At 40.1% G+C, this 16,459-nt stretch carries 16 protein-coding genes; 9 read left to right on the top strand and 7 right to left on the bottom strand.

Annotated features, from left to right (window positions below; all coding sequences use genetic code 11):
* Position 1: 1 nt before the first annotated feature.
* Together QWZ08_RS24430 and QWZ08_RS24425 are read right to left on the bottom strand one after the other, a co-directional pair.
* Positions 2-1,282, bottom strand: a complete 1,281-nt coding sequence (locus QWZ08_RS24430) for a UDP-N-acetylmuramoyl-tripeptide--D-alanyl-D-alanine ligase (RefSeq protein ID WP_290340244.1) — start codon at positions 1,280-1,282, stop codon at positions 2-4.
* Positions 1,283-1,386: 104 nt separating this feature from the next.
* Positions 1,387-2,952: an SUMF1/EgtB/PvdO family nonheme iron enzyme gene (locus QWZ08_RS24425; RefSeq protein ID WP_290340243.1), complete on the bottom strand. Its 1,566-nt coding sequence runs from the start codon at positions 2,950-2,952 to the stop codon at positions 1,387-1,389.
* 550 nt (positions 2,953-3,502) lie between these two features.
* Between QWZ08_RS24425 and porV the strand changes: the two genes are divergently transcribed.
* The 5 genes from porV (at position 3,503) to QWZ08_RS24400 (ending at position 8,043) form a co-directional block, all read left to right on the top strand.
* Positions 3,503-4,666: a type IX secretion system outer membrane channel protein PorV gene (gene porV, locus QWZ08_RS24420; RefSeq protein WP_290340242.1), complete on the top strand. Its 1,164-nt coding sequence runs from the start codon at positions 3,503-3,505 to the stop codon at positions 4,664-4,666.
* A gap of 109 nt (positions 4,667-4,775) precedes the next feature.
* Positions 4,776-5,252, top strand: coding sequence for a 2-C-methyl-D-erythritol 2,4-cyclodiphosphate synthase (ispF, locus tag QWZ08_RS24415; RefSeq protein WP_290340241.1), 477 nt, complete (start codon positions 4,776-4,778; stop codon positions 5,250-5,252).
* A gap of 66 nt (positions 5,253-5,318) precedes the next feature.
* Positions 5,319-5,762 (top strand): dUTP diphosphatase, encoded by a 444-nt coding sequence (gene dut / locus QWZ08_RS24410; RefSeq protein WP_290340240.1) that lies wholly within the window; start codon positions 5,319-5,321, stop codon positions 5,760-5,762.
* A 12-nt stretch (positions 5,763-5,774) separates the two neighbouring features.
* Positions 5,775-6,614 (top strand): lipoprotein insertase outer membrane protein LolB1, encoded by an 840-nt coding sequence (gene lolB1 / locus QWZ08_RS24405; RefSeq protein WP_290340239.1) that lies wholly within the window; start codon positions 5,775-5,777, stop codon positions 6,612-6,614.
* A 91-nt stretch (positions 6,615-6,705) separates the two neighbouring features.
* The gene (locus QWZ08_RS24400; protein WP_290340238.1) at positions 6,706-8,043 is read left to right on the top strand and encodes a murein hydrolase activator EnvC family protein; all 1,338 of its coding nucleotides are present in this window, start codon (positions 6,706-6,708) and stop codon (positions 8,041-8,043) included.
* Here the strand turns inward: QWZ08_RS24400 and bshA are convergent.
* Complete coding sequence (bshA, locus tag QWZ08_RS24395) at positions 8,029-9,165, bottom strand: N-acetyl-alpha-D-glucosaminyl L-malate synthase BshA (protein ID WP_290340237.1); 1,137 nt, start codon at positions 9,163-9,165, stop codon at positions 8,029-8,031. The two genes, QWZ08_RS24400 and bshA, sit on opposite strands and share 15 nt — an antisense overlap.
* Before the next feature lie 243 nt (positions 9,166-9,408).
* Between bshA and QWZ08_RS24390 the strand changes: the two genes are divergently transcribed.
* Together QWZ08_RS24390 and QWZ08_RS24385 are read left to right on the top strand one after the other, a co-directional pair.
* Positions 9,409-10,782: a M20/M25/M40 family metallo-hydrolase gene (locus tag QWZ08_RS24390; RefSeq protein ID WP_290340235.1), complete on the top strand. Its 1,374-nt coding sequence runs from the start codon at positions 9,409-9,411 to the stop codon at positions 10,780-10,782.
* 21 nt (positions 10,783-10,803) lie between these two features.
* The gene (locus QWZ08_RS24385; RefSeq protein ID WP_290340233.1) at positions 10,804-11,226 is read left to right on the top strand and encodes a DUF8785 domain-containing protein; all 423 of its coding nucleotides are present in this window, start codon (positions 10,804-10,806) and stop codon (positions 11,224-11,226) included.
* Positions 11,227-11,234: 8 nt separating this feature from the next.
* On the opposite strand, the gene QWZ08_RS24380 is transcribed toward QWZ08_RS24385, so the two are convergent.
* Both QWZ08_RS24380 and QWZ08_RS24375 read right to left on the bottom strand, forming a co-directional pair.
* The gene (locus QWZ08_RS24380) at positions 11,235-11,933 is read right to left on the bottom strand and encodes an SAM-dependent methyltransferase (RefSeq protein ID WP_290340232.1); all 699 of its coding nucleotides are present in this window, start codon (positions 11,931-11,933) and stop codon (positions 11,235-11,237) included.
* Positions 11,930-12,694: an EI24 domain-containing protein gene (locus tag QWZ08_RS24375; protein WP_290340231.1), complete on the bottom strand. Its 765-nt coding sequence runs from the start codon at positions 12,692-12,694 to the stop codon at positions 11,930-11,932. The genes QWZ08_RS24380 and QWZ08_RS24375 overlap by 4 nt, the downstream gene beginning before the upstream one ends.
* An 83-nt stretch (positions 12,695-12,777) precedes the next feature.
* Between QWZ08_RS24375 and QWZ08_RS24370 the strand changes: the two genes are divergently transcribed.
* On the top strand, positions 12,778-13,386 hold the full coding sequence (locus QWZ08_RS24370; protein WP_290340230.1) for a DNA-3-methyladenine glycosylase: 609 nt from the start codon (positions 12,778-12,780) through the stop codon (positions 13,384-13,386).
* A gap of 18 nt (positions 13,387-13,404) precedes the next feature.
* On the opposite strand, the gene QWZ08_RS24365 is transcribed toward QWZ08_RS24370, so the two are convergent.
* Positions 13,405-14,409: a PorP/SprF family type IX secretion system membrane protein gene (locus QWZ08_RS24365; protein ID WP_290340229.1), complete on the bottom strand. Its 1,005-nt coding sequence runs from the start codon at positions 14,407-14,409 to the stop codon at positions 13,405-13,407.
* Between the two features lie 168 nt (positions 14,410-14,577).
* Entirely contained in the window at positions 14,578-15,228 is a 651-nt protein-coding gene (gene upp / locus QWZ08_RS24360; RefSeq protein WP_290340228.1) for a uracil phosphoribosyltransferase, read from the bottom strand.
* Between the two features lie 88 nt (positions 15,229-15,316).
* Here upp and QWZ08_RS24355 point away from each other — a divergent pair, with 88 nt between their 5' ends.
* Positions 15,317-16,402, top strand: a complete 1,086-nt coding sequence (locus QWZ08_RS24355; RefSeq protein WP_290340227.1) for an anhydro-N-acetylmuramic acid kinase — start codon at positions 15,317-15,319, stop codon at positions 16,400-16,402.
* The last annotated feature ends 57 nt before the right edge of the window (positions 16,403-16,459 follow it).

The raw sequence follows: 16,459 nt of genomic DNA, 5'->3' as shown, positions 1-16,459 counted from the left end.
TTCAGTCAAGTATCTTTTCCATTTGCATACTGCGTGATCCTTTAATCAGTAAGGTTGCGTTGCTAAGCCGCTGTTGCTGCAACCATTCGCGTGCCTGGACGGATGTAGCAAAATTGAGGTAAGGGTGAGGAATGACATTGAAATCCCCGCCTACCAAAACTACCTGTTGCCAGTGATATTTTTTTATCAGTTCTATTAACGCTTTGTGTTCGTCCACGCTCTCTTGTCCCAATTCCATCATTCCTCCCAACAATAATATTTTGTTATTGCCTTCCATGGCTGCAAAGTTTTCTATAGCAGCCTTCATGCTGCTGGGATTGGCGTTGTAAGCATCAAGAATTATTTTATTGCCATTTTTTTCCATCATTTGAGAGCGGCTGTTGGTAGGCAAGTATTGCTCTAAAGCAGTTTTTATTTTTTGTTCGTCTACCTTAAAATATTTGCCTATAGTAATTGCTGCCAAAACATTGGGTAAATTGTAATCGCCAACTAAATGAGTTTGAATGTCGCCTAATCCTGTTCCACCAGTCATCCTCATCTTTAAAAATTCATTGTGACCAGCTGCAGCAACCCCTGTAATTTCCGCACGGCTGGTGCCGTAAGTCTTGATTTCGGGGATGCCGGCACTCATCTCCTTCAGATAGTCGTAATCAGCCATAATAAAGGCGGTTCCATTATTTTTTTTCAGGTAATCAAACAACTCACCTTTGCCTTTTCTTACACCTTCAATTCCGCCAAAGCCTTCCAGGTGGGCCTTGCCGCAATTGGTGATAAGGCCGTGAGTTGGCAGTGTATATGCACAATAACTTTCTATCTCTTTCTGATGATTGGCACCCATTTCTACCACAGCCATCTCCGCATCTTTCCTAACGGATAAAATTGTCAGCGGTATACCAATGTGGTTGTTTAAATTTCCCTTGGTAGTGTAGGTTTTGTATGTCGTGGAAAGTACTTGGTGTATTAATTCCTTGGTGGTTGTTTTGCCATTGCTTCCGGTAATAGCAATAAAAGGAATGGTAAATTGCTGACGGTGATATTTGGCTAGTTGCTGCAGTGTTTCAAGCGCATCATCCGTATAAATTAATCTTTCATCCACAAAGTCCGTTGGCTCATCCGCTATAACAAATGCAGCACCGCTGTCAATAGCCTGGCGTGCGAATTTATTGCCATTAAAATTCGGTCCCTTTAATGCAAAAAAGAGATCGCCTTCCTGTAATTTTCTCGTGTCGGTTTGGATGGACGGATGCTTCAAAAAGAGGGTGTATAAATCTTGTATTTCCATTTGTCAAAAATAGGAGAAGTGATTGTTATATAGTATAAAATGGGCAGATAAAAAAAGCCCTCCACTTTTTTAGTGAAGGGCTCAATTAATTTATTATAAGTAATTTACTGTTTTTTTCTGCTGTTCTGCTTGCGTTTTCCAAAGATATTACCTTCTTTAAATCCGGCACCTTCAGGAGAGCCCATATAAGTTTGTGCACAACGGAAACCAATAGTACTGGAAGACTGATCTTCTTCCAAAAATCTGCGTGCACCGGGAGATAACCAGTAAGGCCTGTCATTCCAGCTACCGCCTTTAAATACCCTTGATTTATCACTTACTAGTGTGGTAACACCATATTGGTAAAAAGCTCCGCTGGTTGAATCTCCATCCAGGTATCCGGAAAGGCTGTTGTGCTGGTAGTTACGGCGATTTTTTACTTCTTCGTCGCTCACAGCAGTTTTCTTTAAATGGCCTAAAGAATCTCTTTCGAACTCACCGCTACTATTTTTATAATACTTATCAAACTTATTACCTCTGAAATAGTTGAAGTCTTCACCATCAGTTGGAGTAGATGGTCGGTAAACGTCCTGAACCCATTCAGCCACATTACCACTCATGTTGTATATACCGAATGAATTAGGATAGAAAGCTTTGATATTACCAGGAATCGCAGAACGGTCATTCAAACCGCCGGCAACGCCCATGTTATCACCACTACCACGTTTGAAGTTAGCTAAAAACTTACCCTGCCAGCTGCCTCTGCGGTTGTCACGAAGACCATTTGGATTTTTGCTCCATGAATAAATCTGCTGGTTTGATATTAACTCTTCACCACTTTTTCCTTCTTTCTTACGCGGGCTTGGGTTTTGATCCAATAAACCGTAAGCAGCATATTCCCACTCTGCTTCAGTTGGTAACCGGTAACCCATATTCAGTAAACCATCTTCCATTTTTACATTGGCTCTTGGCTTACCGCTTACATCTTTCAATTCCGATTTTTTGGGTTTGGTTCTACCCTGTATCAATTCTGGATTCATCAAATAGGTTTCTGTATTAAATGACCCTTCAGCGCCACCGCCACGCATTTCTTTTTTAGCAAAATCCTTTTTCAAATATCCTTTCTGTAACAAGGTAAGTTCATTTACCCTGTCCGTTCTCCAGATACAGAAATCATGTGCCTGCTGCCATGAAACACCAACAACGGGATAATAATTATAAGCAGGATACCTGAAATAGTATTCAACATAAGGTTCATTATAGGCAAGCTCTTCACGCCAGCACAGTGTGTCCGGCAATGCTTTCGCCATTACTGCTGTATCACCGGCAAAGGTATTTTCAAGCCAATAGATATATTCACGATAATGCACATTGGCTACTTCTGTTTCATCAATAAAAAATGATGGTACTGTAATACGGCGGGGAATATTATTCCAGTCTCCCATTACATCTTCATCTTTAGCGCCCATAACAAAAGTACCACCCTGAACAAAAACCAATCCGGGCCCTGCTTTTGGATACTTCATCTTAGATACATGGTAGTTACCCATGTTCTTGTCATCATAGTTCCATCCGGTTACAGACGATTTAGACTTCTTCTTTCCGGAAGAGCCGCCACTTTTACAGGCTCCCAGCGAGAAGAATACTGCTGCCAGGATAATTAAATTTTTTACTGAAAATGTTTTTTGCATGTGCGTTCGTTTTGCAAATTATTTAACGAAAGGTTTTCTTTAATATTGTTTTGGGGAATTCAATGCGAATATAAATATTTTACCCCATATACAATTTACCGGAATGCCGGTTTAAGGATTTTATCAAAATGTTAGCATCCCTTTTTCCATTTACCGGAACGAAAAATATTGTACTTATTGTATATGTGGGTGGTGTAAATTTTATTTACTAAAAATGACAAGCAAAATTCCAGCCATATATGGCGTGTACCTTATCTTTTTTTAACGTGGAAATCCAGGTGGAAATATATTACCCGTTATATAGATAGTGCTGTTTTAAAACAATAAACAACTTTGAAACCCGTTCTTTAAAAATTGGCTGTTAAGCGGAAATAAAAATTGTAAAAATTAATTATTACCATAACGGTTATGCGGTCGATTGGCAAAAATCTTCTAATTTCACAAATTAGTTAATATAATTGTGCACACTATTTGTTAATTTATAATTTTACACCCCCAAAACTCTGCGCTTATTGAGTGTATGTCTACTTAAACAAGACAAAAATTACGAATGAAAAAAGCAACTATTAAATTAACTGCCTTGGTTTTATTACTGGGAACTGCCTCCAGCCTGGTAAATGCCCAGCAAACTGATCCTATAAATGTAGTCACTTCTGCTGTGCCTTTTTTACGCATTTCCCCCGACGCACGTGCCGGCGGTATGGGAGATCTTGGTGTAGCCACCTCTCCTGATGCCAATGCGGCTTTCTGGAACCTGGCCAAAACGCCTTTTAACACTAACAAAGGGGGTATGTCTTTAACGTACACGCCCTGGCTTAAGGGGCTTGATATAAATGACGTTTATCTAGCATCATTGTCGGGTTTTTATAAATTGGATGAGCTTTCTGCCATATCCGGTTCATTAAGGTATTTCAGTTTGGGTAATATTCAGTTTACAGATAACAATGGGTCCGAGTTAGGTCAGTATCGTCCGCGTGAATTTGCACTTGATTTGGGATATTCCCGTAAGTTATCAGATAAACTGGGTGTAGGTATTGCCATGCGTTACATTAATTCCAGCCTGGCAAGCGGAGACCCAAACAACAGCGGTACTATTTACAAGCCGGGTACAGCCATTGCTGCTGATATAAGTATATTTCATACCGGGTTGAAGGAAGATGGTTCCGGATTAAATTACGGTGTAACGTTGAGTAATCTTGGTTCTAAAATCAGCTATACCAACGATGCCACCCAAAAAGATTATATACCTGCCAACCTTGGATTGGGGGTTGCTTACACCACGGTATTTGACCAGGATAGTAAAATGACTTTTGGACTGGATCTTCATAAGCTATTGGTACCTACGCCGCCGGCATTGGGAGACAGCGCTGGTCTTCAAAAGTACCGCAACCAGGGAGTTGTAGGAAGCTGGTTTAACTCATTTGGTGATGCGCCTGGTGGTTTTTCAGAAGAATTAAAAGAAGTGCAGGCATCTTTAGGAGCCGAGTTCTGGTATCAAAACCAATTTGCTTTGCGTGCAGGCTATTTTTATGAAAATCCGGCGAAGGGAAACAGGAAATATTTTACATTGGGCGCCGGTTTAAAATATGAAATGTTTGGCTTAAACTTTTCGTACCTGCTGCCATCCGGTAATGGTGTTAACCGTAATCCTTTGTCAAACACTTTGCGTTTTAGCCTGGTATTTGATTTTGCAGATACACAGGAAAAAAAATAAATTAAATTAATTACCTCTTTTATATCAGCGTTCTGCAAAAAAGCAGAGCGCTTTTTGTTTTGGCTTAATCGTACATTTGCGCACTTCATAAATGCTTAAATAAATGCACATGAATTTAAGAATCGGCTTTGGTATTGACTTTCATCAATTAGTAACGGATAGGGAGTTTTGGCTTGGAGGTGTTAAAATACCTCATACCAAAGGGGCTTTAGGGCACAGTGATGCGGATGTATTGTTGCATGCTATTTGCGATGCAATGCTGGGCGCTGCCTGCCTGGGAGACATTGGCGTGCACTTTCCTGATACCGATCTTGCTTTTAAAAATATTGACAGTAAAATTTTGCTGCGCAACAGCTTTACTTTGATTCAGCAGGCAGGCTATAACATTGTAAATATTGATAGCAGCCTTTGTTTGGAAGCGCCCAAAATAAAAACTTATATACCGGAGATGCAAAAAACAATTGCTGGTATTTTGTCATTGCAGGTAACAGATGTTTCAATAAAAGCAACCACAACAGAAAAGATGGGCTTCGTTGGCAGGGAAGAAGGTTTAATAGCTTATGCTACTATCTTATTGCAAAAATGATCCGCTATTTATTTCATTTTAGTAGTTGTTAAATAAAAATCACATCTCATCATTACCTTTGCGCCCATGCAAAATATACCTGTAAATATTATTAATCAATCTGGCAACGAGTTGCCGGCTTATGCCACCACCGGATCGGCTGGCATGGACCTTCGGGCCAATCTTCAGCAATCAGTCACTTTGCAATCTCTTGAAAGGGCATTAATACCCACCGGATTATTTATTGAATTGCCCGAAGGTTTTGAAGCACAGGTAAGACCCAGAAGCGGCCTGGCAATTAAACAGGGTATTACCTGTTTAAATACGCCCGGTACTATCGATAGCGATTACAGGGGAGAATTAAAAGTAATATTAATTAACCTGAGCACTGAGCCGCAAACTATTCATCATGGCGATCGCATAGCGCAGATGGTGGTCGCTTCGGTTACCAAAGCAGATCTTATACAGGTACAGCAATTGAACATTACAGCAAGGGGCGAAGGTGGTTTTGGTCACACCGGCAAACAATAAAAAATAAAAAGAATGAAATTTCTTATCAAAGATATCCGGGTGCAGTTGTTTTTTTATGCACTGATTGCGGTGGTGTCAGTCAGCAGTTGCAAAACAGCAAAGAAGATACAAACAGCTGTAGCAAAAAAAGATACCGTATCTGTTGTTATAACCAATACTTCGGCAGATGATTCACTGAAAGTAATTAGAGCCGCCATGAGTGAAGTAAAAAGTCATAAAATGGACTTTAAGACTTTTTCTGCCAAAGTAAAAGTTGATTACCAGAATAATAAAGGCAATCAACCCAATATAACTGCTTACGTAAGAATTTTAAAAGACAGCCTGATTTGGGTGTCGGGTTATGCCACTGTTTTCAATATAGAGGCCTTCAGAGTGTTAATCAATAAAGACAGTGTTTTTTTGATAGATAAAATAAACAAGCAGGTACAGTACCGGTCGATAGACTACCTGCAGGAAGTTACCGCGATCCCTTTTGATTATAAAACGTTGCAGGACCTGCTGATTGGTAATCCTGTTTTTTTTGAAGACAGCGTCATTTCCTATAAAGAAACGGAATCAAAAATATTACTTGCCACGCTGGGTAAATTTTTTAAAAACCTGCTGACAATTGATAAAAGCAATCACTATTTAACGCATAGCAAACTCGATGATGTAAATATCAACCGGAACAGAACAGCGGATATCACCTACAGTAATTTTGAAAATAACAACGGTATCAATTTTTCTACCTACAGGGAAATAACGGTATCAGAAAAGAATAAACTGGACATCCAGTTAAATTATAAGCAGTGGGAGTTTAACAAAGATTTGTCTATTATTTTCAACATACCTAAAAATTATAAGCGCAATTAGGCGTTATTTACAGCGATGCAATAGTTAGCTTTGTTAACGTACCATTTGCACCGCTGTATTGTAATTTTGTTTATCCAAGTAAACTTAGCTCATGATCAGATTTGTTGTAATCCTTTTCTCCATTTTTATTTTTAGTGCGGCGGTAACAGCGCAGGCCCAGGCTTCCAAAGAGCAGCAGGAACTGGAAAAAGAGCGTCAGCAACTGAGAAGGGAACTGGAAGAAACCCAGGAACAGCTAAATAAAAATAAAAAGACAACCAAAGAAATTATAAGTCAGAAAGCGCTTATTGAAAGGAAATTAAGTCTGCAGGAAAAAGTAATTGATAATATTAGCCAGGATATCAATTTCCTGGATAACACTATTTATAAATCGCAACGGGACATTAATAAAATGCAATTGTTGCTGGATACATTAAAGCAAGATTATGCCAAAAGCATGGTGTATTCTTATAAAAACAGGAATAATTCCGACTTCTTAAATTTTATATTTTCCGCCTCCAGTTTTAATGATGCCATCAAAAGAATTACCTATTTAAAAAGTTACAGGAATTACCGTGAGATGCAGGGACAAAATATTTTGCGTACCCAGGAGTTGTTGCGCAACCGTATTAATGATTTGAGCGGCACAAAGAAAAAGAAAAGCACTGTGTTGCAGGTACAGGCAAAAGAAGCAAATGTTTTACAATCGCAACAAGAAGAAAAAGATCAGATTGTTAAGCAGTTGAAGGCGCAGGGTAAAGAATTGAATAACGTGGTGGCAGCAAAGAAAAAGCAAATGGCAAAAGTGAGCAATGCCATTACTGCTGCTATCCGGCGAGCTGTTGAAGAAGCCAAAAGAGCGTCTGCTGCAAAGGCAACTGAAGAACGGAAAAATAGAGAGGCAGAACTGAAGGCGGCAAAAAATAGTAGCGATAATAATGACAACACCGCTAGTACAAAAACCATAGCGAAAGTGCCAAAAAAAACAGTTATTGCGCCCGTTAACAAGCAAAGTGAATTATTAAATACAGATGCCGCTGTTACTTTAAATGAAAATTTTAAAATAAATCAGGGTAAGCTGCCATGGCCTGTTGATAAAGGATATGTTTTATTGCACTATGGCCCGAATAAGGTGGGCGATGTTACAATTGTAAATGATGGGCTATCGATCGGCTGCGATATAGGAGCACCGGTAAAAGTAATTTTCGGTGGTGAAGTTGTTCTGATAAATAATTATGACGACGTAGAATTAGTTGTGGTGAAACATGGTGGCTATTTTACCGCCTATAGTAATTTAACAGGCGTAAATTTAAATAAAGGCGAAATTGTACAGATAGGACAAGTTATTGGTAAAGTGGGGGCTAATCTGGATGGAGTTGGCGAAGTGAAACTAAACATCACTAAAGAAAAGGGAGACCTTAACCCGGAACAGTGGCTAAGACGCCGGTGATAATACAATCAACCTTTCATACAACTTTTCGTACTGCGGAACAATATTATCAATATCAAATTTTTTAGCCTGGATCAGTGCATTTGCTTTAAACCGGTCATGCGTAGTTTTATCCTGTAAAATCAGGATCGCGTTTTTACTCATATCTTCCACATCCCCGACATTACTCATATAACCGCAATTGCCATCTATAATAATTTCCGGTAATCCGCCTGCGTTGGTTGAAATAACCGGTACTTCAGCCGCCATCGCTTCCAGCGCCGCCAATCCAAAACTTTCATATTCGCTGGTCAGCAAAAACAAATCTGCGATTGGTAAAATATCTTCCATTTGTTCCTGCTTACCCAAAAATTTAATCGCATCGCAAGCATTGCTGTTTCTTGCGTCCGCTTCAATAGAAGGACGTTCTGGCCCATCGCCCAGCAACAATAATTTGGAAGGTATTTTTTCATTCAGCAATAAGAATGTTTTTACCACATCATCCACTCTTTTTACTTTACGAAAGTTGCTGGCATGTACAATTATTTTTTCTCCGTTAGGTGCAATCAGCTTTTTAAATGCATCCACAGGTTTGCGGTTAAAGCGCTTTACATCCACAAAATTGTATATCACTTCGATGTCTTTTTCTATAGCAAAATTGCGGAAGGTTTCTTCTTTCAGGTTATCGGACACTGCTGTAAGAATATCACTTTCATTCATGGAAAACGTTACTACCGGGCGGTAAGTTTTATCCCGTCCAACCAGTGTAATATCCGTTCCGTGAAGTGTAGTGATTACGGGAATATGAATGCCTTCTTTTGCAAGTATTTGCTTGGCCATATATGCGGCAGATGCATGCGGGATGGCATAATGTACGTGCAGCAGCTGAATGTTATTATTGGTTATTACATCAACCATTGTGCTGGATAAAGCCGTTTCATAAGGAGGAAAATCGAACAACGGATACGTGGGGACCCTTACTTCATGGTAAAATATATTTGTGTGAAAATGGCTTAGTCTTACCGGTTGCTGGTAAGTTATAAAATGTATATTATGACCTTTATCGGCCAGGGCCTTTCCCAATTCTGTTGCCAGTACGCCGCTACCACCAAAGGTTGGATAACAAACAATCGCAATATTCATACAATATAATTTTAGCCGCGTTTTTTAAATTTGGCACAATTTACAAATTTATTATCCATACCCGATACCGTCCGCATTATTGTATTGTTGTGTTAAGGAGCTATCGAAATATGCTTTTTACATTTAGTCGCAACTCAATGGTGTCTTCAATTCTTGCAAAGGGAATGTTTTTGACAAATTTGCTACAGCAGTTGCTAATGCGTAACAGCTAAATCACTAAGTTTGTTAAACTAAATCAGTAAAATGTTTAAAAAGATAATCCCGGCAGTAATCATTTTTTTATTGCCTGCTTTTTGTGCTGCACAGGCAGAAGATTCTGCAATGATCAGGAAAATAGCAGACGAGGTTTTAATCAACGGAAAGGCGTATGAAAACCTGCGGTTTCTTTGTAAAAAAGTAGGCCCGAGGTTATCCGGCTCTCCGCAGGCGCAAAAGGCAGTAGAAGCAACTGCAAGGATGCTGAAAGAAGCCGGGGCTGATACGGTTTACCTGCAACCCTGTATGGTGCCGCATTGGGTAAGGGGTATAAAGGAAAAAGGGCTTATACAGGTTGCAGGAAAAGCACCCTACCCATTGCATTTATGTTCGCTGGGCAATTCCCTGGGCACGGGTAAAAAAGGCATTAGTGCTGGTGTAGTTGAGGTAAGAAGTTTTAAAGAACTCGATCAGCTGGGTGCAACCGTTATAAAAGGCAAAATTGTATTTTTTAATTTTGAAATGAATCCTACCTATATCCATACCTTCAGGGCATATGGAGAAAGTGGCGGATCAAGAGTCGCAGGCCCTTCGAAGGCTGCCAGCTATGGTGCCATCGGCGTGATGGTTCGATCACTGGCGAGCAACACAGACGACTTTCCGCATACAGGTGTGACAGTTTACAACGATTCATTTCCCAAAATTCCCGCAGTAGCCATCAGCACCAATGATGCAGAGTGGCTCAGTAAACAACTAAAATTAAGAATGGTATTGACGGCGTCTTTTACCAACACCTGTGCTATGCTTCCGGACACGATCTCTTACAATGTGGTTGGAGAAATAAAGGGAAAGGAATTTCCAAAAGAAATTATTACAGTAGGTGGTCATCTGGACAGTTGGGATCTGGCAGAAGGAGCGCAGGATGATGGCGCAGGCGTGATGCAAAGCATTGAAGTATTAAGAGCCATCAAGGCTGCAGGTGTTCAACCTAAAAGAACCCTGCGTGCAGTGATGTTTATGAATGAAGAAAATGGCGGCCGTGGAGGAGAAAAATATCTTGAAATAGCCGAGAAAAATAAAGAGACTCATTTGTTTGGTTTGGAAAGCGATGAAGGCGGATTTACCCCAAGGGGATTTCGCCTGGATATGACAGAAGCTCAGCTGAACAAGGTTTTGCAATGGAAGAATTTATTTTATCCTTACGGAGTGTATGAATTAGCTGCTGGCGGAAGTGGTGCAGATGTGGGACCATTAAAAAAAATTGGCGCCTCTCTTGCAGGGTTAAATCCCGATAGTCAACGGTACTTTGATGTTCACCACGCAGGTACAGATGTTTTTGAAAACGTTAGTAAAAGAGAGCTGAACCTGGGTGCATTAAACATGGCGGCACTCATTTATTTAATTGATAAATATGGATTATAATTAACTTACAAAAAAGAAATTATGGATAATAGCAGCACGGTACAGTTACAACCCAAAAAGGCAGGCGCATTTAAAAAATTTGTACGCTGGTTTACTTTAATACTATTAGTGGTATTGGGATTTTTGTTTTGGTGGAAATATTTTTATACCTATAGTGACGGATATCGCAGCGGTTTAATGCAGAAACTTTCACACAAGGGCAACATGTTTAAAACCTATGAAGGTGAACTTGTAATGAGTAGCGTTTCGTCAACAAGCAATGTTGCAATCGCTTCCGAAAAATTTTACTTCTCTGTTCCATCTGACAGTATAGCAAAGGCGTTGCAATTCTATGAAGGCAAACAGGTGAAAGTTCATTATCAGCAAAAAAATGGCAAACTATTTTGGCGTGGGGAAAGTGAGTACCTGGTAGATGAAGTTATACCAGAAGCAACCACCAAGTAAAAATAATCTTACGCCAGCAATAAAAATATGACCGGCTTTTTATGAAAGTCGGTTTTTTCTTTTCCCCAGTCTGCGATCGTTTTTGTTTTTACAAACTCGTTCGCACCGGTTAGTTCTGCCGCAATACAAAGTCTTGTAGACGGCTTGCAACTTTTAAGCAGTGTTTCTATGAGTTGATTATTGCGGTAAGGTGTTTCGATAAAAATAATGGTACTTCTTTTCCTTTGTGAACTTGTTTCCAGTTCTTTAATGGTCTTCATTCTTTCCCCGTTATCAATGGGCAGATAGCCTACAAATTCAAACTGTTGTCCGTTCATACCGCTGGCCATCAATGCTAGCAAGATAGAACTTGGGCCAACCAACGGTTTAACAACAACGTTTAATTGCTGCGCCAGTTCAATCAAAATCTGGCCGGGATCAGCAATGCCAGGGCAGCCGGCTTCACTGATGATGGCAATATTTTTGTGTTCTTTGACTTTCTGCCTGAAACTATTTTTTTGGTCTTCCTCTGCTTTATGAATCGTAAACCATTCATAATCATCAATTACAATTTCTTTGCAGATGCTTTTTAAAAAACGTCTTGCTGTACGTTCGTTTTCTGCAAAAATTACCTGGCAGTTTTTTACAGCCTCGATTATGTAATGAGGTATTGTATTTAAAGCTGTCTCATCCAGCACGCAGGGAACTAAATAAACGATCGAATTCATGACAGACGGGGCTTGGTTTTATAAAAACTGATAGTGGCGGCTACAACGGCATAGCTTGGTGCAAGTATCCATCCAACGATAATTACACTGTGCATCAGGTAAAAAACGATGCCATTTCCAACAGCAAGTCCTTTATGACGGCCAATAAAATCAATACTTTGGGAAGCGGATAATTTGTGTCTTTCAGAACTGTAATCAAGCATAGCAAAGCCAAGGTAATAACACTCAATAATCAACGCTATCAGCGGCGTAAACCAACCTATTAATGGGATGAATGAAAGTATCAGGATAGACAAAGTGTATACAGTTTGCCACAAGGCATTTCTAAAAGCTAATCTGATACCCCGGGCGATGTCGCTTAACAATTGCTGAAAACTAAACGGGAAATTCCTGTCTTCCATGATGGCTTCCGTTTTTTCGCTCAGGTAGGCAAATAAAGGGGAACCAACGATGAGAAAAAGGTATTTAAATAAAGAGAAATAAAACAGCAGCATCACCAATTGTAAAATTACCTGGCCAAAAATAAACAGGAATTTGAGCCAGCTACCCTCCATGGTATACATCCATTTTTTTAAGCCGGTAACGGAGAAGATGGCGTCAATGGCCTGGCCGCTGCTGATCCAGAAAAGGTAAATTCCCACTCCAAAAAGTGCGGCATATAAAATGCCTGGTATCAAAATCCATTTCCATAAGCGGTGCTTTACAATAAAGCGGTGCGCCTCAAGATAAGATTGTATGGCAATAACAATATCTTTTAACATGCTCGATTATTCATGGTAGATTTTCTGGTTGATTGTTACAAGATGCTGGATTGTATAAATTTGTGTTTAAAAGTACAGATAACTTGAAGAAATTAGGCATTGATTTTTATAAACGTAAAAATGTATTAGCGATAGCCCGTGATTTGTTGGGTAAAATTATTGTCACCGATTTTGATGATGGCTTTACCAGTGCAAGGATTGTTGAAACGGAAGCCTATGCAGGTGTGACTGATAAAGCATCGCATGCATGGCAGGGAAAACGTACGGCACGCAATGAAGTAATGTATTTAACCGGCGGAATAAGTTATGTATACATCTGTTATGGAATGCACCAGATGTTTAATGTAGTAACCAACGTCAGCGAAGTACCGCATGCAATTTTAATAAGGGCTGCTGAGCCACTGTCAGGTACAGATATTATGCTTGCCAGAACGGGTAAAAAAGTGTTGGATACTACTTTGACGAAGGGGCCTGGTAATATGGCTAAAGCGCTGGGGATTGCTAAAATTCATTCGGGAGGCGATCTTTCGGGAGATGCCATTTATATCGCATCTGATGGATATGCTCTAAAAAATGAGCATATTGGCATAAGCCAGCGAATAGGCGTAGACTATGCCGGGGATGATGCTTTATTACCTTATCGCTTTTATATAAAGGGAAATAAATTTGTAAGCGGTAAGCCGGTTAAGTAGGCTTACAATCGGAACGAATTAAAATTTAGGGCAAGGGATACCCTTGTTTTTAGAAGCTTCTTTTTTAATGTATATCAATGAAAATTCTGATCCTCCCCTGCTGGCAGTAGCGGCTTTAAGACTGCTCGTATTTACATCATAACTTGCCCCGATACGCAGGCCGTTAATTTCGATACCAATGTATGGGATAAGAGCGTCCCCAAAACGATACCAGGTACCCAGGTAAACACTCGTTGGGTTTACATCATCACTGTTAACGTCGGCAGACAAAGCTCCCCCTACAACAGTTTCCGTAGCCTTGTTTTGCAATTGAAAAATAGCGGATGTAAATACTGATAAATTATCAGCTACCGGAAATGAACCACCACCATGAACGGTTAATCTGCTGGAGAGGTTCCATGTTTTGTCGATAAAACTTAAGCTGGGTTTGTTAATATGGTATATAGATGCCCCAAGGTAATAGTTATTAATACCATTGCTTGAACCCGAATATAACAAACCTGCGTTTACATCAAAATAATTTTGATTGCTGCCATTATTCAAGGTTTCTGCGGTAGTGCCTGTAAAGCCGTTTTGTGTCAGCTGATCTTCAAAAGTAAGTTTCGAAAAATCAAGAATGGCACTTGTATAGGTAGCCTGAAAACCAGCACCGATTGTGTTATAGCCATCCTCATCCAGTGCTTTATGATAACTCATTGAAAGAGATCCGTAATTCAATTTAAGTGCAGCATCAGCACTTTGATCACTTAATCCGGAAATGCCAATTCCGAAAACATCCCCTTGCGGAACTTTATTTTTAAGAATGCTAAAATCCAGGGAAGCACTGGTAGTAACATAAGCTTTGGGGATAGATGGCCATTGATCCCTGTGGTTAGCGGCTAAACGCCATTGTCCGTCAAACTTTCCTGTAAAAGCAGGGTTTAAGGTAAGTGGTGAAGAGAAAAATTGTGAAAAATGCGGATCCTGTGCTCTAACAAACACAGCAAATAATAGTGTACAGGCTAAAAAAACTAATTTTCTCATTTTGAATTTTGCTTCAGGATATTAAAGATAAGCTTTTGCAGTAAATAGCTGCAATGGGCCTGTAAAAGTTTATTCAATCATAAAAACCATTTTTCCTGGCTCAGACGATATGTAAAACCCTGGGATTTTATGGACGAAATGAGCAATAAAGAAAAAAAGTCCAGCCCTTTAAAACTGCATTTTTTGTCCGAATGCCAGGTCTCCGGCATCGCCCAACCCAGGCACAATATAGCCTTTACCGGTTATCTCGTCATCTATGTCACCACACCAGATCGTTGCTTTTGGCTGCTCCCTTAAAACAAATTCAATACCGACGGTGCATGCTATCGCACAAACAATATGAATTTCCTTAATAACGCCTTCTTGTTTCAGGTATTGTATGGCCTTTACTAAAGAGGCACCTGTGGCAATCATCGGATCGCTGATGATTAGCACTTTGTCATCCAACTCAGGGCAGCTGATGTATTCAATGCTTATTTCAAAGCCCCCATCAGGATTGTGTTTGCGGTAGGCGCTTATAAAAGCGTTTTCCCCTTTATCAAAATAATTCAACAGTCCGTTGTGCATGCCAAGTCCGGCCCGTAAAATGGTAGCCAGCACCGGCTGAGTTTGCAGCACCTTGCAATTGGCAATACCTAGCGGAGTTGTAATTTCTTTTTCTTCCCATGCCAGCGTTTTACTTATTTCATAGGCTGCTACTTCTCCAATACGTTCCAGGTTTTTACGAAAGCGCATCCTGTCATTTTGAGTCTCTACATCTCTTAATTCGCTTACCCAATTACTCACCAGTGAATGTTGCTGACTTAAATTAACTACCATGAATATTATTTTGAAACTTTGAATTTGAAATTTGAAATTGCACCATCAACCCACGTTGTAAAAGTAGGAATTAAAATTTCAAAAAATTATGATTTACAGGGCAATCGGTATAATGAGCGGCAGCTCGCTGGATGGATTGGATATTGCTTTTACAGAGTTGACAGAAACCGGGGGAAAATGGAGTTACCAGATTTTGGTGGCAGATTGTTTGGCGTATGAAACCGAATGGAAAGAAAAGTTAGCCAATGCAACGAGCCTTTCTGCAGCAGATTATTTATTACTTCATACAGCCTATGGCCATTACATCGGTCAGGCAATTAATAAGTTCATTGATAACAATAATTTGCATCACCGCGTAAACCTTGTGGCGTCGCACGGGCATACTACATTTCACTTACCCGGTCAAAAAATGACAGCACAAATTGGCGATGGAGCTGCCATTGCCGCAGAGACCTGCTTACCTGTCGTAAGTGATTTGCGCAGTATGGATGTGGCTCTCGGCGGACAGGGAGCACCCATTGTACCCATTGGCGAAAAATTGCTGCTGGCAGAATATGACTACTTTTTAAACATTGGAGGTATTGCCAACATTTCAATCAATGCTGATGGTAAGCATGTAGCTTTCGATATTTGTGCTGCCAACAGGGTTTTAAATATGCTGGCGGCAAAAAAAGGTTTATTGTATGATGATGCTGGAAAAATTGCTGCATCGGGGAAATTAAATGAACAGTTATTGGAGCAGTTAAATCAATTGGATTATTACCGGCAACCTGCACCGAAATCCCTGGCCAATAGTTTTGGAACTGATACGGTATATCAATTAATCGAAGATGCCTCACTAACCGTGGAAGATGCCTTGAGAACTTATACCCAGCATATTGCCGCACAGGTTAAAGCAGCCATTGGGGATGAAGCAGGACGGAGGGATAAGAAACTGCTGCTAACAGGTGGAGGAGCATTCAATACTTTTTTGAAAGATAGAATCAGTGATTTATTGAAAGAAAAATCAATAGCCGTTGTTGTGCCGGATGAGCAACTGGTGAAATACAAGGAGGCATTGATTATGGCGTTAATAGGTGTATTGCGATGGCGTGAAGAAATTAATGTGCTGGCGTCAGTAACAGGGGCGTCACAAAATAGCATTGGCGGCGCACTTTGGATGAGCAAGGCTTAACACCAGGTTTCAGCCTTCGGCCTTTCACAAATTTTTGTTTTATTTGTAAAATTTTCA

This window comes from Ferruginibacter paludis (genome assembly GCF_030409685.1).
Lineage (GTDB): Bacteria > Bacteroidota > Bacteroidia > Chitinophagales > Chitinophagaceae > Ferruginibacter > Ferruginibacter paludis.
This window is presented reverse-complemented; position numbering and strand designations above follow the sequence as displayed.